This window comes from Vibrio sp. Vb2880 (assembly GCF_033337975.1).
Taxonomy (GTDB): domain Bacteria; phylum Pseudomonadota; class Gammaproteobacteria; order Enterobacterales; family Vibrionaceae; genus Vibrio; species Vibrio alginolyticus.
The window spans coordinates 218139-239896 of the sequence record NZ_JAWORT010000006.1; the positions used below are offsets into that span (position 1 = coordinate 218139).

Genomic DNA, 21758 nt, shown 5'->3' on the forward strand with positions numbered 1-21758 from the left:
CTAACATGATCATTAGTATGATTGCCGCGATGGCCGACAATCGCATCATTGGCAAAGACAATCAAATGCCTTGGCATCTTCCCGCCGATTTCGCTTGGTTTAAGCGTTGTACCATGGGAAAACCGGTTGTGATGGGACGCAAAACCTATGAGTCTATTGGTCGCCCTTTACCAGGTCGCTTGAATATTGTTATTAGCCGTGATGAGACACTAAAGATCGAAGGTGTCACTACCGTAACATCGATTGAGCAGGCTCTGGAAGTCGCAGGTGATGTGGAAGAAGTGATGATCATTGGTGGTGGTGCGATTTACACCACTTGTCTGCCTATGGCCAATAAACTGTATGTAACACACATTGAAGCCGCGATTGATGGTGATACTCAGTTCCCAGATTGGGGAGACGAGTTTAAGGAAACTTACTCAGAAATGTATCAAGCCGATGAGAAGAACGCCTACAACATGCGCTTTACTGTGTTAGAAAAGTAATTCGAGATTAACACCGCGTAGTTAATACGGTAATGCCGCTCGTATAACAGCGAGCGGCCATCCCAACCTACCGTCATCCTTAAAAGCGACGAAAGAGCGAGATTCAGGAGCCTCTATACGAGTACTTTGTTGTCAAAGGTATTTCTATCTATTCGCAGCGCGAGGATATTAGATTTCTAGTCTCGTTAAGGCTCGTTGGAATGACCCTACAGGAGGTGTTAAGTGACAGGTATTCCTCCTACTATGGATTATCGACTGTTATTCAGTGTTTAACTTAACGCATCCTGAGTAAAAATTTTCTTATCTTCCCATCGGATCATGGTTAGGCTTCCGCCCCAAACACAGCCAGTATCTAGCCCGATGACTTCGTTGTTCATATAACCTTGCAGTGCAGCCCAGTGCCCAAAGAGCACCGCTTTGTTTAAGTGGATACGTTTAGGCACATCAAACCATGGAATAAGTTCGTTACCAGAAACTTGTTGCGGTGGTAATTTACAATCCATATCCAAACGACCATCAGGGAAACAAAAGCGCATCCGCGTAAAAGCATTGATAATATAGCGGTATCGGTCCAAACCCTGTAGAGAGTCATCCCAGGAATCCGGTTGATTGCTGTACATGTTTTTTAATAGCCAAGGCAGCTCTTCACTTTGGATGATGCGCTCAACTTCACGGGCACACTTTCTCGCTGTTTTTAGATTCCACTGCGGTGATATGCCAGCGTGACACATCACGAACTCGTCATGCTCGGCCATTAGAGGTTGCTGAGCTAGCCATGTCAGTAGTTCCTCTTTGTCAGGGGCCGTGAAAATAGGTGCGGTTCTATCTTTGTCTTTGACCTTTTTTATCCCGTGAGCCACTGCTAGAAGGTGAAGGTCGTGATTACCAAGCACCACGATTGCGCTTGCGCCAAGTGACTTCACAAAGCGTAACGTTTCTAGTGATTTAGGCCCTCTGGCGACCAAATCACCAGCAAGCCAAAGTTGGTCTTTTTTCGCAGAGAAAGATACTTTTTCTAGTAGTCGCTGCAATTCATCAAAACAGCCTTGGATGTCACCAACAATATAGGTAGCCACTGAATCTCCAATTTACTAATTTAAAACATTTGGAACAGCCAAGCGAAATGGTTCGATTTCGGTGATGAACTCTTGCCCTTTCTCATCCAGCATTTTGTAGTGTCCTTGCATAACGCCGACAGGGGTTTCTAACGCGGTTCCGCTACTGTACGTGTATTCATCATTGCTTGGAATAAAGGGCTGCTGGCCTACCACTCCGTCACCTTCAACCGTCATTTGCTTGCCATTCGAGTCTGTGATTAGCCAGCGGCGGCTCACTAACTGTACGGTTTGCTGGCTAAGGTTTTTGATGGTGATGATATAAGCGAAAACGTAGCGTTGTAGCTCTGGGTTGGACTGTTCTTCGATGTATTTGGTGTGAACTTGAATTTTGATGCAAGGTTGAATGACGTCCATGTGCACTCCTCAGAAACGTAATATCCCAATAATAATAAGCCAAACCTACAAGGGTTTGGCTCATTGTTTGAGTTCTTAGTGCTGCGGGTTATCCGCAAGCCAGTTCGCCATTGCGACGAATTGTTCTAGCGTCAGGTTCTCTGGACGCATGCTTGGATTAACACCTAGCTCTTCTAGTACTTCTGTGCTTAACAACGATTTGTAGCAGTTACGAACTGTTTTACGACGTTGGTTAAAGCCTTCACGACAAACGCGATCGAGCAAACGCAGATCTTTCGCCGGGCATGGCAGCTCTTCGTAAGGCACTAAACGAACAACGGCAGAATCCACTTTCGGTGGTGGAACGAATGCCGTTGGCGGTACTTCCAGTACCGGTACCACTTTACAGTAGTACTGAGCCATTACCGTTAAACGGCCGTAAGCTTTGCTGCCAGGGCCGGCGGCTAAGCGGTTTACCACTTCTTTTTGCAACATAAAGTGCATGTCTTGAATGTCTTTATGGAACTCGAAAAGGTGGAACATCAATGGTGTAGAGATGTTGTACGGCAAGTTACCAAAAATGCGCAGCTTGTTGTTTGGCTTCACTAGTTGAGTGAAGTCAAAACGCATAGCGTCACCCTCATGGATGGTCAACTTATCTGCCAGTTCAGGGTGAGTACGTAGGCGTTCCGCCAGATCGCGGTCTAATTCGATAACTGTGAACTTATCTACTTCACGACCTACTGGCTCAGTGATTGCACCAAGACCAGGACCGATTTCAACCAGGTTTTGACCTGGTTTTGGGTTAATCGCTGATACGATTCCATCAATAATGTATGGATCGTTCAGGAAGTTTTGACCAAAACGTTTACGCGCTTTGTGTCCTAAATGGACATCATTTCTCATTGTTTCTTCTCTACCAAATCTATCGCATGCGTGAGCGCTGTTCGGAAACTCCCTGTATCCGCTTGACCTGTCCCTGCCAGATCTAATGCAGTACCGTGGTCCACCGATGTTCTAATAAAAGGTAGACCAAGAGTAATGTTTACTGAACGACCAAAGCCTTTGTATTTTAATACTGGCAACACTTGATCATGGTACATGCCTAAAACAGCATCAGCATCATTTAAATATTTTTCATTGAAAATGGTATCAGCCGGCAGAGGGCCGATCAGGTTGATACCTTTTTCTTGTCGAATTTTTTCCAGTGTCGGAGTGATGGTTTCGATCTCTTCACGACCTAAGCTGCCATCTTCGCCAGCATGAGGGTTAAGCCCGCAAACGTAGATGTTTGGTTGTGCGATAGCAAACTTTTCTACAAGGTCTTTATGAAGAATATCGATGATTTTTTCTAATCGCTCTTCGGTGACGGCTTTGGACACATAAGCTAAAGGAATATGTGTTGTAACCAGCGCCACGCGTAGTCCTTCCGTTGCTAGCATCATTACGACTAGCGGCGTTTGTGACTTCTCGGCGAAAAATTCAGTATGACCACTGAATGCAACACCTGCGCGATTAATCACCCCCTTATGAACAGGGCCGGTGACAATAGCATCAAATTCATCATTCATACAGCCTAAAGCCGCTCTTTCTAGCGTTTTTAGTACATAGTGGCCATTCGCTTCATTGAGCTCGCCTGCGACCGCAGGTTCCGATATTTGGATATGGTCAACGATAAGCGTGCCCGCTTTTTGTGCTTTAGGTGCTTCTTCTGGATTGTAATCAGACAGTTGGACTTCGATGCCAAGCTGCTTGGCTCGCTCCGTCAGCATATTCTTATCGGCACAGACGACAATTTGGTGCGCCCAATCTTCTTTCGATAGGGCAAGCACTAAGTCTGGGCCGATACCCGCAGGTTCCCCTGCGGTTACGACAATTCTACGAATTGTATTAGTTGTCATTGTTGTCATCCACGATTTCAACAAACGCACTTGCGCGTAGCTCTTGCATCCATGCGCCCGCTTCTTCATTAAATTTACGATTAAATAGAATACGGTAAGCTTTGTTCTTCATCGCTGAGTCAGTGCGGTCAACTTGGCGACGATCCAACACTTCAACGATATGCCAGCCGTGAACGGTTTTGAACGGTTCGCTGATTGAGCCAACTGGCAGAGTTTCTACTTGGTGCTTGAATTCTGGCACGTAAAGATCTGGTGTTTGATAACCTAGTTCACCGTCTTGTGCTGCCGAGCCAGGATCTTGACTGTATTGTGTTGCCAATTGAGCGAACGTTGCTTCACCGGCTTTGATGCGGCGTACAAATTCATTCAGTTGCTTCTTCGCCCCTTCGTCGCTCAGAATCACGGTTGGTTTAATCAAAATATGACGCGCATTTACTTCCGTTACCGCAACCGTTTCTAGGCCTTTTACATCCTCTATTTTTAGGATGTGGAAACCAACGCCACTACGGAATGGACCAATAATGCTGCCTTTGTTTTGCATCTTGATCTGATCAGCAAAGATGGTTGGCATCTCTTCTTTACGCATCCAGCCCCAGTCACCACCTTGTAAAGCTTTAGGACCTTTTGAGTAGGTGTAGGCCATCTCCGTAAAGTCTGCACCTTCGTTTAGCTTTTTCGCGAGCGCTTTAGCTTCTGCTTCTACAGCTGACTTTTCTTTATCGTCAGAGAAGCGCAGTTGAATGTGTCCAATTTTGTATTGAACAGTCGCATTGGTTTCTTGTGATAGTTGCTCAGCAAGGCTATCGACCTCTGCTGGAAGGATATTAATACGGCGACGAACCAGTGCATTGCGAGCTTCTGATGCGGCGATTTCCTTACGAATTTGTTCGCGGAATTCTGGGTAACTTAAACCTTCACTTTCTACAGAAGCGGCGAGTTGTTCTACCGATTGCTCATTATTACGTGCGATCTCTGCAATCGCTTGGTTTAAACGGTTGTCGTCAATACGCACACCAATACGGTCTGCTTCTTGGCCTTGCAACGTATCAATGATAAGTTTTTCAACGACTTGTTCTTTTAACACGCTGGTGGAAGGTAAGCTCTTTCCACTTTGACGTGCGTTGGCTTGCAGCGTTTTCATCGCTGTTTCGATGTCGCTTTGTAGAACTACACCGTCGTTCACGATGACCGCAACCTTATCGATCTCTACTGGTGCTGCAACCGCTCCGCAAGAGAGTAGGGTCGTGAATAAGATTGATTTCCAAATTTTCATTTAAAATTCCGTCAGTATTTTTGAATAGGCGTCTTATTCATTTAAGACGCCTATTTTGATTAATTGTTCAGATAGAATGGGCGGCCGTACTTAATCGCGTTGTCAGAACCATCCAGTTCTTTGACAGCAGTGTCTTCACGCTGGTTGGTCGCAAAGCCTTGAATACCGAAGTTAACGCTGAAGTTATTTTCGTATTCAGGTGATGCCCCGGTGCTGCCGATAGCTTGGTCTTCCCAACCAAGCAATTGGTTTGAGTAAGTGACGCCAATGTACCAACAGTCAGATTGGTAACGTAGGCTCGCTAACCATTCTAGGTCCGCATTTTCATTGAGGTCGTAGTAGTATTGACCACTCGCAGACCAGTTCGGGTTGAACTCGTAGGCCGCTACAATACCTGCTTGAGAAATACCTTTACGAGTAATTGTGTCTAGGTTTTCGAGAATGATCGTATCTTCGATGTATTCACGCGTAACGTAGCGATAGTTACCCTGAATAAAGCCGCCGTTGAATTGGTATTCCAAGGTACTGTTTGCCAACTGCATGGAGCTCAAATCAATATCGTATTGAATTCCACCGTGATAGAACAAGTAATCGTTGTAGTTGAAATCAGCTTCAATTGCCCATGATGAGTAATTGGTTGTCTCATCCGGAAGATTTGGGCTGTTGCTCAGTTTGGTCTTTTTATCGAAGTAGTAAATCTGACCAAATGAAACGTTAAGACGCTCTTTATAGTCATCATCAAAGAAGCGAGTACTCGCACCGTAGCTTAACTGGTTCGCCGAGGCGATTTTATCAATGCCACTGTACTTACGACTGCGGAATAGCCCGTAGTAGTCGGTTTGTAGCAAGGTGGTATCGTAGTTGTAGATGTTGGTTTGATCTTCTTCAGGTACGTACAAGTACTGCAGCTGAGGCTCCAGTGTTTGTGTGTAGCCCTTGATCCAGCTTGTATCTCGCTCTAAGTAAAGTTGCGCATGCGTACGGAACTCAGGAATAACACGAGAAACTTCATCATCCAACTGGTTTTGCAAGTTTACATCTGTCAAACCCGTTAAGTCTTGAGAGTAATACGTAGAGAGCACACGCGCTTCTGTTGTCCACGTTGCCCATGAGTTTGAGAGTGGTAATGTAAGCCCTGGTTCAATGTGAACACGGGTCGCATTTGGTCGCGCAGCATCGCTGGTATCGAAGCGGCTGACTTGGCTCTTCACGTCAAAGTTAAGGTAATCTCCCCACAACGGCGTGTAGTAGTTCAAGTCTAACTGAGGAAGCAGGCGATAAGGGCGGTTCTCTTCTTTCAATAAGATTTGGAAGTCACGAACGGTTAACGAGGCATCCCAGAAGTCAGAACGATATTGTACTTGTCCTTCTTGGACCAGTTGACCATCTTCACGGTTACCAATGTCGGAGTCGAGATCGAGGAAGTAATCAATATCACTCACTTTTGAGTAATCGACTTTGACTATCCACTGTTTATTGATGATACCGTCGTGTTTAACTTGGTAGCCCCAACGAGACTCGTCCTGATATTTGCGATCACTATTGAGGTATTCGCCTTTGATTTCTCCATTTCCCCAACCATCTGTTAGGTAGCGGAAATCAGTATCGAGTTTTGTACCACGTTGCTGCATATAGAGCGTGGTGAGTGTCATGTCATATTGAGGCGCGATGTTCCAATAGAATGGCACCTCGACTTCCATACCATCACTAGAACCGTACGATAAAGAAGGGAAGAGGAAACCCGTTTTACGCGTATCTCCAATTGGCATGGTTAGATACGGCACATAGAAAACAGGCACATCTAACACTTCAAATCGAGGGTGGTGCAGCGTCGCTGTCTCTTCATCTTGGTCAACATCGATGCCTGACGCAACCAATCGCCATGAATTATCGCCTTGAGGGCACGATGTGATAGAGCCGTCTTCGAGTTCATAAACCGACTGACCTGTGCGAGCGATATAGGCTGCAGTGCCTCGGCCTTGTTGGCAAAGGAACTGATAATCGGTGTTCTCAAGTGAAAACGTATCTTGATTAATGTCGTTAGTAACACGATCAGATCGAGCTTTGACTTGGCCGTCATTGAAAGTCACGTTGCCTTCGGCAACCACGACGTTGTCTTGTTGGTGCAGCGTTACGCTATCTGCGGTAATTTTCTTCTGGCCTTGGGTGACTTGTACATTACCTGAGTACTGAGCTTTGTCACCATTGATGGCTTGCAGGGTGTCAGCTTCTACCACTACTGGGGTATTAAGAGCGTCCTCCTCGCCACTTGTATCGACCAAACATTGATCTGTGGCGGGCATTTCCTGCACACTATCATGGATATTCGCTTCAGCTTGAGTGGTGGGTACAAACAAGGCGGTGCTGATAGAGGCCGCTAAAAATGTGCGGGAGAAATGTTGCATTGAATTGAACTTTCCTGTGTCACTACTACTCGATGGCTATAGGGCTTGTTGTACCCTAGCGTAATAGCCAAATGAATCAACTATAGTCGCATTTATCCCAGCGTATTGATTCACTGTGGCATAATGACGACAAAATAGCTGCAAAGATAAGCAGGCGAAATGGCCTAGCCGAAATAAAACTAATTCCATTATCATAAAGGAAATCGTTGCATCCGGCACTATAAGACCGCCGTCGTCGATAAAAATTCATTGATAGAGAACACATAATGCATATTTTTGGCAAAATTCTGGGTGCCTTTTTTGGCTTGTTACTTGGCGGGCCGCTAGGTTTACTCTTTGGCTTATTTATTGGCCATCAATTCGATAAAGCACGTCGCTTGAGTCAAGCCGGGTTCTCTACTGGCGGCTTTGGAAAAGGGCCAAGTCAAGCTCAGCGCCAAGAAGAGTTTTTTAAAGCGGCGTTTGCGGTAATGGGACATGTGGCAAAAGCGAAAGGCCAAGTCACCAAAGAGGAAATCCAACTGGCTTCTGCCATGATGGACCGCATGAATTTGCATGGCGAACAGCGTCGCGCAGCGCAAGACGCGTTTCGTGAAGGTAAAGACAGCGACTTTCCGTTAGAAGATGTTCTTGTTCGTGTGAAAATTTCGACAGCTGGTCGCTTTGACTTGTTGCAATTTTTCTTAGAGCTGCAAATCTCGGCGGCCTTTGCAGATGGCTCGATTCATCCTAGTGAACGAAATGTGTTACACAAAATAGCACGTGGTTTGGGTTTCTCTTCTGAGCAGCTAGAGCGTCGCTTGCAAATGCAAGAAGCCGCATTCCGTTTCCAAAGCCAGGGTGGTTTTCATGGTCAGCATCAAGGCCAATCTTCTGGTGGTAGCTGGCAACAAGCTTCACAAGCGGATCAGTTGGCCGACGCGTACAAAATTCTGGATGTGTCTTCAGATGCCGACAGTAAAACCGTTAAGCGTGCTTATCGTAAACTGATGAACGAGCATCACCCGGACAAATTGATGGCTAAAGGTTTACCACCAGAGATGATGAACGTCGCGAAAGAGAAATCTCAAGAGATTCAAAACGCTTACGATCTGATTAAGAAAGTCAAAGGCTTCAAGTAGTCGGACGTTTTCTATCAAGTATTGGATTTAAAAAGGGCACTCAGTGCCCTTTTTTATGTCTTAGTTTTTGAGTTGCCGGTGTCTTTAGCTTTTGGCCTATCATGATCCTAACGCTAATTGACCTCAAATCTCTCCAGTTTAGTTGGCTTGATTCAAGTCCCAATCGTATTCGTATTTCACTTTACCAGAGAAATTTTTGTATTGCGGTGCGTACTTTGCGATGTGGTTGAAGACTTGTTTTTCTCCACCAAAGTCCGTTGCAAACCAATCATAAATAGAAGACAGCTGTGCCGTGTTACCTTGGATAGATACGCCTTTGCTGCTGTTAATAAATGTTTTGGCGGCACTATCCAGTAGAACTTGCGTGTTGTCAGCAGTGAATGCTTGAGACTGCAGATTAGGGCATCCCAAGCTGGCACAGTTAACCGCGTAATGTGTTCTCGGGTCATTCCAAATTGGACGTAAAATGCGATGTTCAATATCGTTTAAAGTTAGATCCTTCCCGTTGACTACGACCACATCGTCTCCCCAAGGACCAAAGCTAAATAAGCCACCTAGCTTGGTGATTGATTCGACTGGATAGTTATCCAAAATAAGATCTACCGTGATGGCGTTGTAAAGGTTTACCCAATAGGCATACTGCTCTGCTTGGCTGTATTGTAGAGGGTCTAGTTTTGCCAAACGCTGGATGTATTGTTTCAGCTTGGTTTTATCGACAGAGGAGACTTGGCTGTAACGAAACAAGGTATTCTCGCCTTGTTCAACTAAATAAGTATCGAGTAGTTGTTGCCATTCTTGATGAGAAATTTGGGTTTGGTTGGCTTGATTCGATTGTTTCCAATATGGCCATAAGTCGGATTTTGGAGCGGAAAATGTCGAGAAAGAAACCAGAGCACACAACAGCAATAACAGACGCTTCATAGAGATACCTTTGAATGAGATATTGTTGATAGTGTAGACCAGTTTAGTGCTTGTTTTCTTTCAGTAATCAGTGGCCTTTATTCGCCGTCATTCCGAGGAGCATAAGCGATATCAGGAATCTAATACCCACAAACTCTTGAGTAAAGGCAGTATTAATCTGCACAGTGCGCTCTGGCAGTCGATCCTGAATCACACTCCTTCGTCGCTGTTCAGGATGACGAATTTCAACAGAGGCGTTCGGTATTCCGTAAGCAAAGCGATATAAAATCAGTTGTCTAAATAATTAAAAGGGCCGACAATTGCCAGCCCTTGATTTGTGTATGTACTAACGCGTCTTAACGCAAGAAGCTCGGGATATTTGCCTCGTACTCGGCAATCTTATCTTCATGCTGAAGGGTTAGGCCAATGTTGTCCAAACCGTTTAGCAAGCAATGACGACGGAACGAATCGATTTCAAAGCTGTACTCTTTGCCGTTGGCGCGAACCACATTCGCTTCTAGGTCGACCTCGACTTCTGCACCTTCATTCGCCTCAACAAACTGGAAGATTTCATCCACTTCTTGCTCAGTCAAGCGAACTGGTACCATTTGGTTGTTGATCGAGTTGCCGTAAAAAATATCGGCAAAGCTTGGAGCGATCATCGCTTTGATGCCGTAATCCGCTAGTGCCCACGGTGCGTGCTCACGAGATGAGCCACAGCCGAAGTTCTCACGAGCCAGCAAGATAGATGCGCCTTGGTAGCGAGGTGCGTTCATCACGAACTCTGGATTTGGCTGTTCGCCAGCATCGTCTAGGAAGCGCCAGTCATGGAATAGGTGCTTACCGAAGCCTAGGCGAGAGACCTTTTGTAGGAACTGCTTTGGAATGATGGCATCAGTATCAACGTTCGCTGCATCTAGAGGAACAACTAAGCCTGTGTGTTGTTTAAAGCCTGACATTGGTTTGCTCCTTAGTCTAGTTCACGAATATCTACAAAGTGACCAGCAATTGCTGCCGCCGCTGCCATCGCAGGGCTCACTAGGTGGGTACGGCCATCACGACCTTGGCGGCCTTCAAAGTTACGGTTTGAAGTAGACGCACAACGTTCATGTGGACCCAAACGGTCATTGTTCATTGCTAGACACATCGAGCAACCTGGTAGGCGCCACTCAAAGCCCGCTTCTTTAAAGATAACGTCCAAGCCTTCCGCTTCTGCTTGCGCTTTTACTTGCTCAGAGCCAGGAACGATCAGCGCTTGAACGTGAGGCGCGACTTTGCGACCTTTCGCTACTTCAGCGGCTGCGCGCATGTCTTCGATACGTGAGTTAGTACAAGAACCAACGAAGACTTTATCAACGTTGTAATCAGACAATGACTTGCCTGCCTCTAGGCCCATGTAAGCCAATGCTTTTTCTGCCGATGCTTTTTCTACTGGGTCGGCAAAGCTTTCTGGTGCTGGGATCGGTTGATCTACTGCGATCACTTGGCCTGGGTTAGTACCCCAAGTGACTTGTGGTCTGATATCCGCTGCGTTTAGTGTCACGACTGCATCAAACTGAGCATCATCGTCCGTTTTTAATGTTTTCCAGTATTCTACTGCTGCATCAAAGTCGGCACCTTGGGGTGAGAATTTACGGCCTTTGATGTATTCGAACGTGGTTTCATCTGGTGCAATCAAACCGGCTTTCGCACCTAGCTCAATTGCCATATTACATACGGTCATGCGGCCTTCCATTGAAAGGTCAGTGATCGCTTCACCACAGAATTCAACTACGTAGCCTGTACCGCCTGCTGCTGTCGTTTCACCGATGATGGCTAGCACAATGTCTTTCGCAGTAATGCCCGGAGCCACTTTGCCTTTCACTTCGATCTTCATCGTTTTAGCGCGCGCTTGTTTTAGCGTTTGAGTTGCTAATACGTGCTCAACTTCAGATGTTCCAATACCAAAAGCTAGCGAGCCGAACGCACCGTGTGTAGCAGTGTGCGAGTCACCACAAACAATGGTCATGCCCGGTAGGGTAATACCAAGCTCTGGGCCCATAACGTGCACAATACCTTGATATTTATGGTTAATGTCGTAAAGAGTAACACCAAACTCTTCACAGTTTTTCGATAGCGTTTCCATCTGGATACGAGCCATCTCACCGGATGCGTTGATGTCTTTGGTGGTTGTTGAAACGTTGTGGTCCATGGTGGCAAAAGTTTTGCTGACCTGACGCACCTTACGACCTTTTTCACGCAAGCCGTCAAATGCTTGCGGAGACGTCACTTCATGTACCAAGTGACGGTCGATGTACAAGATTGGGTTTTCCCCTTCTGCTGCGACGGCAACGTGTGCGTCGTAGACTTTTTCGTATAGTGTTTTGCCCATTGTTTGCTTCCTTTCCTCGTTATCCTTGTTGCTTTGTTTTAGCACCAATGACTTAGAGGTAAGTCATTGGTGGATAGAGGATTTAGTATTTATTATGAATCTGTTCTGTATTACAAGTTTAAGATGTACTCAGCGATCTTATCGCCCATCTCAGACGTCGAAAGTGCAGGGTTGTCACCAGCAAGGTCACCCGTTAGCTCACCCGCTGATAGTGCTTTTGAAACTGCCGTTTCGATGTCTTGTGCCGCCGTTTCTTCACCTAGGCTATAACGCAGCATCAGTGCAGCAGATAGGATTTGTGCCACAGGGTTAGCGATGTTCTTGCCTGCGATATCTGGTGCACTGCCGCCTGCTGGCTCGTACAGACCGAATTTGCTTTCGTTTAGACTTGCTGATGGCAACATACCCATAGAGCCTGTGATCATCGCGCATTCATCAGAAATGATGTCGCCGAAGATGTTTGAACACAGCATTACGTCGAATTGAGCAGGGTCTTTGATAAGCTGCATAGTCGCGTTATCAATGTACATGTGTGACAACTCGACATCTGGGTAGTCTTTTCCGATTTCTTCGACTACTTCACGCCATAAGATAGAGCTTTGTAGAACGTTCGCTTTGTCGATAGAGCACACTTTTTTGCGACGTAGACGAGCAGACTCAAAAGCGATTTTTGCAATACGTTCGATCTCAAAGCGGTGGTACACCTCAGTATCAAATGCTTTTTCTGTTGCGCCTTCACCTTCACGACCTTTCGGTTGGCCGAAGTAGATACCACCCGTCAGTTCACGGACTACCACGATATCAAAGCCGCGACCCGAGATGTCTGCACGTAGCGGTGAGAAAGGTTCAAGACCTGAGTGAATTTGCGCTGGACGTAAGTTACAGAACAGTTGGAAGTGTTTGCGTAGTGGAAGTAGGGCACCGCGTTCAGGTTGGTCGTTTGGTGGTAAGTGCTCCCACTTAGGGCCGCCAACCGAGCCGAATAGGACTGCATCAGACTCTTCACATGCTTTTATTGTGCTCTCTGGAAGTGGGCAACCGTGATTGTCGATCGCGATACCACCGACATCATGCTCGTCACGCTCAAACGCAATACCATGTTTCTTTTCGATTGCATCCAATACTTTATGTGCCTGCGCCATTACTTCCGGGCCAATGCCGTCACCGGGTAGGACGGCAATTTTGTACGATTTGTCTGTCATGTTAATCCTTTAAGTTTTCTAATTTTGAGCTTAATTATTTCAACGAGCGTGTTCTTTCCTGAGCCGTGTAGCCCGGTTGTTATTACACAGTCGCAATCTTTTTCTGCTTCATTTCTTCGATTTTATCTGCACGATGAATGCTGTTAATAACGTGCAATAATGCTTGGCCGGAAGCCTCAACGATGTCGGTGGAAACACCCGTACCGTGGTATTTGCGACCTTTGTAGTTGGCAATGATGTCTGCTTGACCCAAACCATCTTCACCTTCGCCTTTCGCGGTTAGGTCGAATTTATCCAGAACGATGTCGTAGCCTGTCACGCGGTAGATACATTGGTATAGCGCATCAACTGGGCCATTACCGACCGCTGCTTCACACATTTCTTCATCACCGCATTGCATTTTGATGCTGGTGGTGGCCATTACGCTGCCAGACTGCACGCTTAGGTAGCTCAATTTGTAGAAGTCATCTTCTTCACGCAAGTTCGAGAAGTGCATTAGGGCTTCTAGGTCGTAATCGAACACTTGGCCTTTGCGGTCAGCAAGTTTCAAGAAATCCGCATACAGCGCGTCTAGGTTGTACTCGTCTTCGTTGTAACCCATGGTGTCCATATGGCTCTTCACGGCAGCGCGACCGCTGCGGCTGGTTAGGTTCAGAGCTTGGTTTTTTAGGCCAATAGACTCAGGGGTCATGATTTCGTAGGTATTCTTATTCTTCAACATGCCATCTTGGTGGATGCCTGAAGAGTGGCTAAACGCATTTGCACCCACAATTGCTTTGTTGCTTTGAATCGGCATATTGCATAGCTGGCTAACCAACTTACTGGTGCGGTGAATTTCATCATGCTTAATGCCAGTGTGAACGCCCAAAAACTCTTGACGCGTCTTGATGATCATTGCGATCTCTTCAAGTGAACAGTTACCCGCTCGCTCTCCAATGCCATTGATCGTGCCTTCTATCTGACGTGCTCCAGCTTGAACGGCGGCAATAGAGTTGGCAACTGACATCCCCAAATCGTCGTGACAGTGAACGGAGATGATCGCTTTATCAATGTTCGGAACGCGGTTAAATAGGGTTTCAATAATCCCACCAAACTCACTTGGTACCGTGTAGCCAACGGTATCTGGAATGTTGATTGTACTCGCACCTGCATTGATGGCGGCTTCTACCATGCGACATAGGTTGTCGATTGGAGTACGACCTGCATCTTCACAAGAAAACTCGACATCATCAGTGTAGTTACGCGCATGTTTAACGGCGTTGACTGCCATTTCTAGTACATCGTCGTAGCTGCGGCGTAGTTTGTCTTCTACGTGAATGGTGGATGTGGCTAAAAACGTGTGGATACGGAATTGGTCAGCCACTTTTAAGGCTTCAGCGGCAGCATCAATGTCTTTCGCAACGGCACGCGAAAGGGCACAAACTCGACTGTTTTTTATGTTTTTTGCGATGGTTTGTACAGACTCGAAATCACCTGGTGAAGAGATTGGGAAGCCAGCTTCGATAACATCAACGCCGAGTCTTTCCAGCGCATAGGCAATCTGCAGTTTTTCTTTAACCGTCAAGCTTGCTGACAACGCTTGCTCGCCATCACGCAATGTGGTGTCGAATATAATGACCTGATCGTTCATGTTTGCTTCCTTCCTGATTTCTGCACTTTCGCGCAAGTGAATCGTTTACTTCCAGTATTTAGATATAAAAAAACCCGCATTCTCATGCGGGTTCTTAGAAATTGGTGTGGTTATTTTTCTTCCACAGCCTACCCGCGCGAACTGGTCACGATCAGGAGGAGGCTAAGCAGGATAGAAAAATGAGCTGACATAGTTGTTAAGCTTTCCACATAATTAAGTTAACAAATTAGTACCGCACTCCATGAAGCGCGTCAACCCTAAAGTCGATTTTTTATTCATATCGGATGAGTCTTTTCGTTTGCTTGAAAAAAATGATGCACTAAGTGAAACAACATGATGCGATAGAAACGTGCTAGAAGAAGTAAGTTCTCATCAAGTTTGCGACGTTTCATTACCGAAACAAGCATCGGGATTGCGACTTGTCACACAAAGGTCCGAATTGTTTGGCAAAAGTTTTGAATGACCATTTATAGTAGTGCAGTTGCACTAGGTAAAAGAAATATAAGGGTTAGGGAAAGAATGAGGTTAACAAAACAATTTGGACGTTCAGCCATAGTACTTACTCTGGTCAGCTTGTCGGGTTGTCAGCTGTTTCAATCGCAGACCTATGTGGAAGTGGCTTCCCCCGTTGTTATGAATGATCACTCACAGAGCGTCATGGTCATCAATGATCAAATGGATCGATTTTTGAGTTATGAAGGACGCGAATCGTTCTTGAATCAGATGCTTGTTGCCCTTGAGTCTGACAGCCGAAATAAGTTTAAAGGTAAAGATCCGGAAACGTATTCTTGGTGGAAGATCCGTGTCCAGCCTAGTGAGAAACAGCAAGCGGAAGTTTTCCGACCAACCACTGAAGGTGTCGATACCTCAAACCCAGTAGAGTTTATGGATGTCTCTTACCGCTCTAAGACCACATTAAACCTACGCTCCAAACCGAGTCTTGAAGGGGCAAAGCTTGGCGTATTATCGAAAGGGGAAGTCTTTAATGTGCTAGCAAAAGTGGTTGATCAACCTTGGTTTCTCGTTGAACAGAAAGGAGTGATAAAAGGTTATGTCCATAAGGATTATGCGCGCAGCAATGTGATAAATCGTGACATTTTATCTACTCAGCCTAACCCTCTACTAGAGCCTAACTCGAGTAAAACGGAGAAAACGAGTATAGAGCATGAACTGTCGGGAAACTATACTTGCCGCTCACTGAGCTATGAGCTAACAAAAGATGGTGACATGACGACAGGCTCTTTGCGCGCCTGCCGCAAGAAGAGAAAAGTCTGGTATATAGACACCCCTCAACCGCAACCATCAAACCCTTCTTAATGTTCTATTTTTATGGTTATGCCCAATAGATAAATCGTTGGGCACACCTTAATTTGGCCTTTGTCATTAATTGTCCAAACTCCCGTCATGCTGTTGTCACCTAAACCTCCTACTTTTCACAAAAAGGCGTTGTCAAAGTAAGGAAAGGTCACATGAGAACCATAGAGACAATTACACAGCCAATTGCAACCATTGCTAAGTTTGATTTAGCGCTCTCTAGTGTTTGTCTTAAGCACCGTTTTAATCAACAAGTCGCCAATATCAGTAAAGGAGTTTCCCACAGTGGTGACGGGCATCTTTACTTGGTGTTGGGGTTATTAGCTTGGTATTTAGATAAGGAGCAAGGAGTCTGGTTTTTACTGGCGGGTTTACTTGCTTTTGCTATCGAGCTACCAATTTATTGGACGCTGAAAAATAGTTTTAAGCGTCGTCGCCCTGAAGAGCTTAATGCACTCCTTCCTGCTTTTATTACCCCCTCTGATCGCTACAGTCTTCCTTCAGGACACACTGCCGCTGCGTTTGTCATGGCGACGCTGATTGACCATTTCTATCCGAGCCTAGGCGTTGCTGCATTCTTTTGGGCAAGTTTAATTGGAACCGCGCGAATCTTATTGGGTGTGCACTTTTTTACCGATGTCATCATTGGTGCACTGCTTGGCAGTCTTTGTGGTGGATTAGCGATTGCGATGTTAGGAGGCTAATTGATGAAAATCTTGTACGGTGTTCAAGGGACAGGAAACGGACATATTGCACGCGCAAGGGCGATGAGTCATGCGTTTAAAGAGCACGATGTTGAGGTCGACTTTTTGTTTTCTGGGCGAGCGCCGGAAAAATACTTTTCAATGGAAGCATTTGGCGATTACCAGACTCGCCGAGGCTTCACCTTTATTACCGAAAAAGGCTCTGTAAACTACGCGAAAACAGCATTGAATAACAATTTGGTGCAGTTTTTCAAAGAAGTTAAGCAACTCGATCTGTCGTCCTACGATCTTATCATTAATGATTTCGAACCTGTGACTGCGTGGGCAGCGAGACAACAAAATAAGCCTTCTATTGGTATCAGCCACCAAAATGCTTTCCGTTATCCAGTGCCACTAAAGGGAGCAAGTTGGTTAGATAAATCCGTCATTGAATACTTTGCGCCTTCTCAACATCACCTTGGTTTGCATTGGCATCATTTTGATCAACCTTTGTTACCACCGATAGTGCATACCGTCGATAGCCAAGCAGAAAACGACGACTTCGTGTTGGTGTATCTACCGTTCGAATCGATTGAAGATATCTCGGACTTATTGTTCCACTTTAATCAACAAGCGTTTATCTGTTATCACCCGGATGTGATCGAATGTGAGCAGGTAGAAAACATAGAACTGCGCCCTTTATGCCACAGCAACTTCCAGCATCATTTGCATCGCTGTAGTGGTGTCATTGCTAATGGTGGGTTTGAGCTTCCTTCAGAAGCCTTGTCTTTGGGGAAAAAATTGTTACTAAAGCCACTCGCGGGTCAATTCGAGCAGCAGAGCAATGTTGCGACCTTAGAAGATTTAGGGCTTGCGATGTCGATGGAGAGCTTAGACATTTCCGCAGTACGCCAGTGGCTAAAGGAGCAACAAGCCGAAAGTGTGAAATACCCAGATGTTGCTCAGGCTATTGTTCATTGGGTACTGCAAGGTGCATGGGATTCAAAAGCAGAGTTATCCAGACAGCTGTGGGAGCAGGTTGATTTTCCAAGTTACGTGTCGAACATTTAAGTACGTTGTTCTAAGTACATTGTTCCTTCCATTTTTGACACGATTTTGTTGCAGCCTTTCTGTTTGGAAGGCTGCATTTTTATTCTTCCTCTCTCATTTCTATTCAGTGTGTATTTGCTGATAATTTGACTGATAAGTGCAAAATTCAATCAGAGATATAGCTGTCATCTGTTGTTCTTATTACAACTAATAACTGAGCTAAATGCATGCTTGTGTTGACCGCCTGTCCTATCAATTTGCTAAATACGTCCTCAAAGAATGCATTTTTACGTGTTTTATAGTTTTTTATGTTTTTATCAAGTCTTTGTTATTTAATAAATAAATACCTAATTGGCTAAAATTTACTGATTAAATATCAATCTAGTTGCGAAACCGCAATCGATTAGTTGATAGTACAGTTCGAGCCGGAAGTATCCGGACGATAAATATAATAAAAAGTTAGGTTATCTATTCGTAAAATGATTCGAATCCAGCCGCCGTCTTTTGTGCGAGATGGGATTCTATTCGTTATGAATTTAATGAACAAAGTTGACGATTACAAAAGAGGCGCACTCAATGTTAGAGAAGAAAGACGCGATGAGCGCAATTGCTAGCTACCGTATGGAAAGCACTTTGCGTGGTGTAGATTTAAACCTACTGACTGTATTTGATGCTGTAATGCAAGAGCAAAATATTACTCGTGCAGCACATAACCTAGGCATGTCTCAGCCGGCGGTAAGTAACGCCGTGGCACGCTTAAAAGTGATGTTTAACGACGAGCTATTCATGCGCCAAGGCCGTGGTATTCAGCCTACGCAACGAGCACGTCAACTGTTTGGCCCTATTCGCCAAGCACTACAGCTGATTCGCAATGAACTTCCTAGCTCTGTATTCCAACCAGAATCTTCGACTCGCTTATTCAAGCTTGCGATTTGCAGCCCTTGTGACATGCGTTTTGCTCCGAAGATCATGGCAAAAGTGAATCAACAAGCACCAAACGTTCAGCTTCACCTAGATGCAGAATTTGACCGTTTGTTGTCTGAGCGTATGCGCTACCAAGAAATTGATTTCGTGATCGACTACGCTCGTTTTGATGAGCAAGGTTTCTCAAGCACTGAAATCTTCAAAGATGAATTAGTGGTTATCGCATCAAAAACACACCCACGCATTCAAGGTGGTGTGACGGCTGAGCAACTGCTTAACGAAAAGCATGCGAAGTTATCGAAAGTGCATGGCCAACGTAGTTTCTCAGAGCAAGCGTACCGTGAACTGGATTGCCAAGCGGCGTATGAAGGTTCTAGTTTAAGCAACCTACTATACGTGGTGGGTCAATCTGAGCTTGTGACTATTGCACCACGTTGGATGGCGGAAAATGCGGTAAACAGCGATCAACTGCAAATTCTTGATTTTCCATTTGCGAACAAAGAAATCAGCGGTTTCTTAAGCTGGCATGAATCAAGTGAAAAAGATAAAGGCCACATTTGGCTACGCGATCAACTGATGATCACTTGTGGTGAAGTCGTTGCCGCAAAATAAGATGACGTTTGGTCTTCTCGATTAGACCATATTGGTAATCATCAATTTTTACAATTCATTGGTCCCCGAGCGATTTTTGTCTCTCGGGGCTTTTTGTTTTCGTAATCAACAATCGAAACAGTAAGTTAAATAGAGTAATCATTCAGCAATTTGAGGTACGTTCGCGACGTATAAGTGATAGTTGTCTCTTATTAGTGATAAGTTTGATACTGGTCAGTTGCGTTTTAGCAAGCCGTGAGTACACTTGTTCGCTCAATTAGCTTACGCCTGTAAGCCAAAAGGTAAGTAAAAGAATGGCCAAGTTAGATTTTCATATCGTTAAACGTATTCGTGAACAAATTGCGAACGGTGGTACACGCGTTGCACTCAAGCATAAAGTGGGTGAGGAGTGGCAAGGTATTACGTGGACGCAATTTGGTCAGCAAGTTGATGCTTTATCACTTGCACTTTTGGCTCAGGGATTAGGAGTCCAAGATAAGATCGGCATTTTCTCGAACAACATGCCGCAATGGACGATCGCTGATATCGCAGCACTGCAATTACGCAGCGTGACAGTACCTATTTACCCAACCAATACTGCCGCCCAGTCGGCGTACATCATTAACAATGCAGACGTCAAAGTTCTGTTTGTTGGTGAACAGCCTCAATTTGATGCAGCCGTGAGCATTTTCGACCAGTGCGAACAGTTAGAGCTCATTGTTGCGATGTCTGATGATATAGAACTTGGCGATCATGATTTCGTTATCTCTTGGCAAGCATTTGTTGCCAAAGGCGACACTACATATCAAGTTGAATTGGACGCGCGTTTAGATCAGGCAAAAGAAGATGATCTACTCACGCTGATCTACACCTCGGGTACAACAGGCCAGCCAAAAGGCGTTATGTTGGACTACGCAAACATTGCGGCGCAATTGGAAGGGCACGATCAGCGCTTGAGCCTTTCTCAAAGTGACGTGTCATTATGTTTCCTTCCGTTGTCACACGTATTTGAGCGCGCTTGGACCTTTTATGTATTGTACAAAGGGGCGACCAACTGCTATTTGCAAGACACCATGCAAGTACGTGATGCACTGAGCCAGGTGCGACCTACCGTGATGTGTGCCGTACCGCGTTTCTATGAGAAGATCTTCTCTGCGATTCATGAGAAAGTGTCTCGCGCGCCGATTCATCGTAAGATCATGTTTACTTGGGCAGTCAACATGGGCGCAAAAATGGCCGCTTGTCATCAAGAAAAACGTCAGCCATCGCTCTTGCTGCGTAAGTCATACGCTTTGGCGGATAAGTTGGTTCTGAGCAAACTGCGTGCGCTACTTGGCGGGCAAATCAACTTTATGCCTTGTGGTGGTGCAAAGCTGGATGAAACCATCGGTCGATTCTTCCATGCGATTGGTATCAACGTTAAGTTGGGCTACGGCATGACTGAAACCACGGCGACAGTATCGTGTTGGGATGATAAATGTTTTAACCCCGACTCTATTGGTATGTCGATGCCTGGCGCACAGGTTAAGATCGGCGAAAACAACGAGATTCTGGTTCGTGGTCCAATGGTGATGCGTGGCTATTACAAAATGCAAGAAGAGACGGAAAAGACCTTTGATGAGCACGGTTTCCTAAAAACGGGCGACGCTGGTTACATTGATGAAAATGGCAACTTGTTCATCACCGATCGTATCAAAGAGTTGATGAAAACTTCAGGTGGTAAATACATCGCTCCACAAATGATTGAAGGTGCGATTGGTAAAGACCACTTCATCGAGCAAATCGCAGTCATTGCGGATACTCGTAAGTTTGTTTCTGCGCTTATCGTGCCTTGTTATGACTCGCTAGAAGAGTACGCGAAAGAGCTGAATATCAAATATCACGATCGCGTTGAGTTGATTAAGCACCACCAGGTGGTCGAGATGCTTGAGAAGCGTGTGAACGATCTTCAAAAAGAGTTGGCAAAGTTTGAACAAGTGAAGAAGTTTAAATTGTTACCAAGAGCTTTCTCTATGGATGATGGTGAGTTAACGCCAACTCAAAAACTTCGTCGTAAAGTCATCAATGACAAATACCAAGATGAAATTGAAGAAATGTATAAGGAAAAGTCGGATAAAAAGTAACTTAAGCTGACTTAGATTTTATATTGATGAAAAAATCCCCAGTGATGTGATCGCGCATTGCTGGGGATTTTTGTTTGTATTGATTTTTTCTGTTCTGCTCGTCAAATAACGCTATTTCGCACCCTGTAGCTAACAGCTTATGAAATAATGTTCTTTTTTTGAGCGTTAAATTTTTAGGTTGTACTGTGAAATAGGAGATGTGTGGCTGCTATTCCTACTAACATTCTAATTACTAGTATCTTGTTTAAAAAGTAGACCAATCTCTCATTAGACCCTTTGATAATAAAACGTTACATTTGTTGGGTAACCTTGCGGGATGTTATGACGAACGCAA

General features: G+C 45.2%; 18 protein-coding genes. 7 read left to right on the forward strand and 11 right to left on the reverse strand.

Annotated elements, in window-relative coordinates; translation table 11 throughout:
• The first annotated feature begins 5 nt into the window (after positions 1–5).
• Positions 6–485 (forward strand): type 3 dihydrofolate reductase, encoded by a 480-nt coding sequence (gene folA, locus R7M92_RS09470; protein ID WP_005379666.1) that lies wholly within the window; start codon positions 6–8, stop codon positions 483–485.
• Positions 486–754: 269 nt separating this feature from the next.
• On the opposite strand, the gene apaH is transcribed toward folA, so the two are convergent.
• The 6 genes from apaH to lptD form a co-directional block, all read right to left on the reverse strand.
• Positions 755–1561: a bis(5'-nucleosyl)-tetraphosphatase (symmetrical) ApaH gene (apaH, locus tag R7M92_RS09475; protein WP_042522430.1), complete on the reverse strand. Its 807-nt coding sequence runs from the start codon at positions 1559–1561 to the stop codon at positions 755–757.
• Positions 1562–1576: 15 nt separating this feature from the next.
• Complete coding sequence (gene apaG / locus R7M92_RS09480) at positions 1577–1957, reverse strand: Co2+/Mg2+ efflux protein ApaG (protein WP_005379668.1); 381 nt, start codon at positions 1955–1957, stop codon at positions 1577–1579.
• A gap of 75 nt (positions 1958–2032) precedes the next feature.
• On the reverse strand, positions 2033–2842 hold the full coding sequence (gene rsmA, locus R7M92_RS09485; RefSeq protein ID WP_005379669.1) for a 16S rRNA (adenine(1518)-N(6)/adenine(1519)-N(6))-dimethyltransferase RsmA: 810 nt from the start codon (positions 2840–2842) through the stop codon (positions 2033–2035).
• Entirely contained in the window at positions 2839–3837 is a 999-nt protein-coding gene (pdxA, locus tag R7M92_RS09490) for a 4-hydroxythreonine-4-phosphate dehydrogenase PdxA (protein WP_318133233.1), read from the reverse strand. The genes rsmA and pdxA overlap by 4 nt, the downstream gene beginning before the upstream one ends.
• Positions 3827–5110, reverse strand: a complete 1284-nt coding sequence (gene surA / locus R7M92_RS09495; RefSeq protein ID WP_005379672.1) for a peptidylprolyl isomerase SurA — start codon at positions 5108–5110, stop codon at positions 3827–3829. The genes pdxA and surA overlap by 11 nt, the downstream gene beginning before the upstream one ends.
• Positions 5111–5169: 59 nt before the next feature.
• Positions 5170–7515: an LPS assembly protein LptD gene (lptD, locus tag R7M92_RS09500; protein ID WP_005379673.1), complete on the reverse strand. Its 2346-nt coding sequence runs from the start codon at positions 7513–7515 to the stop codon at positions 5170–5172.
• A gap of 266 nt (positions 7516–7781) precedes the next feature.
• On the opposite strand from lptD, the gene djlA reads away from it, so the two are divergent.
• Positions 7782–8636, forward strand: a complete 855-nt coding sequence (gene djlA, locus R7M92_RS09505; protein WP_005383076.1) for a co-chaperone DjlA — start codon at positions 7782–7784, stop codon at positions 8634–8636.
• Between the two features lie 138 nt (positions 8637–8774).
• Here the strand turns inward: djlA and R7M92_RS09510 are convergent, their stop codons facing one another.
• From R7M92_RS09510 to leuA, 5 genes are all read right to left on the reverse strand, one after another.
• On the reverse strand, positions 8775–9557 hold the full coding sequence (locus tag R7M92_RS09510) for a DUF547 domain-containing protein (RefSeq protein ID WP_042522426.1): 783 nt from the start codon (positions 9555–9557) through the stop codon (positions 8775–8777).
• A 335-nt stretch (positions 9558–9892) separates the two neighbouring features.
• Positions 9893–10495 carry a 3-isopropylmalate dehydratase small subunit gene (gene leuD / locus R7M92_RS09515; protein WP_005379679.1) on the reverse strand — a complete coding sequence of 201 codons (603 nt, stop codon included), beginning with the start codon at positions 10493–10495 and terminating at the stop codon, positions 9893–9895.
• A gap of 11 nt (positions 10496–10506) precedes the next feature.
• Positions 10507–11907: a 3-isopropylmalate dehydratase large subunit gene (gene leuC, locus R7M92_RS09520; RefSeq protein WP_005383069.1), complete on the reverse strand. Its 1401-nt coding sequence runs from the start codon at positions 11905–11907 to the stop codon at positions 10507–10509.
• A gap of 110 nt (positions 11908–12017) precedes the next feature.
• Positions 12018–13109, reverse strand: coding sequence for a 3-isopropylmalate dehydrogenase (leuB, locus tag R7M92_RS09525; RefSeq protein ID WP_318133235.1), 1092 nt, complete (start codon positions 13107–13109; stop codon positions 12018–12020).
• Between the two features lie 82 nt (positions 13110–13191).
• Positions 13192–14739 (reverse strand): 2-isopropylmalate synthase, encoded by a 1548-nt coding sequence (leuA, locus tag R7M92_RS09530; protein ID WP_005379685.1) that lies wholly within the window; start codon positions 14737–14739, stop codon positions 13192–13194.
• Positions 14740–15258: 519 nt separating this feature from the next.
• Between leuA and R7M92_RS09535 the strand changes: the two genes are divergently transcribed.
• From R7M92_RS09535 to R7M92_RS09555, 5 genes are all read left to right on the forward strand, one after another.
• A complete protein-coding gene (locus R7M92_RS09535) occupies positions 15259–16056 on the forward strand; it encodes an SH3 domain-containing protein (RefSeq protein ID WP_025768373.1) in 798 nt (265 codons plus the stop codon).
• Positions 16057–16208: 152 nt separating this feature from the next.
• Entirely contained in the window at positions 16209–16757 is a 549-nt protein-coding gene (locus tag R7M92_RS09540; RefSeq protein WP_033906038.1) for a phosphatase PAP2 family protein, read from the forward strand.
• A 3-nt stretch (positions 16758–16760) separates the two neighbouring features.
• On the forward strand, positions 16761–17807 hold the full coding sequence (locus tag R7M92_RS09545; protein WP_005379691.1) for an MJ1255/VC2487 family glycosyltransferase: 1047 nt from the start codon (positions 16761–16763) through the stop codon (positions 17805–17807).
• A gap of 555 nt (positions 17808–18362) precedes the next feature.
• Positions 18363–19322 (forward strand): LysR family transcriptional regulator CalR, encoded by a 960-nt coding sequence (gene calR / locus R7M92_RS09550; RefSeq protein ID WP_005379693.1) that lies wholly within the window; start codon positions 18363–18365, stop codon positions 19320–19322.
• 293 nt (positions 19323–19615) lie between these two features.
• Entirely contained in the window at positions 19616–21424 is a 1809-nt protein-coding gene (locus R7M92_RS09555; protein WP_318133237.1) for a long-chain fatty acid--CoA ligase, read from the forward strand.
• The last annotated feature ends 334 nt before the right edge of the window (positions 21425–21758 follow it).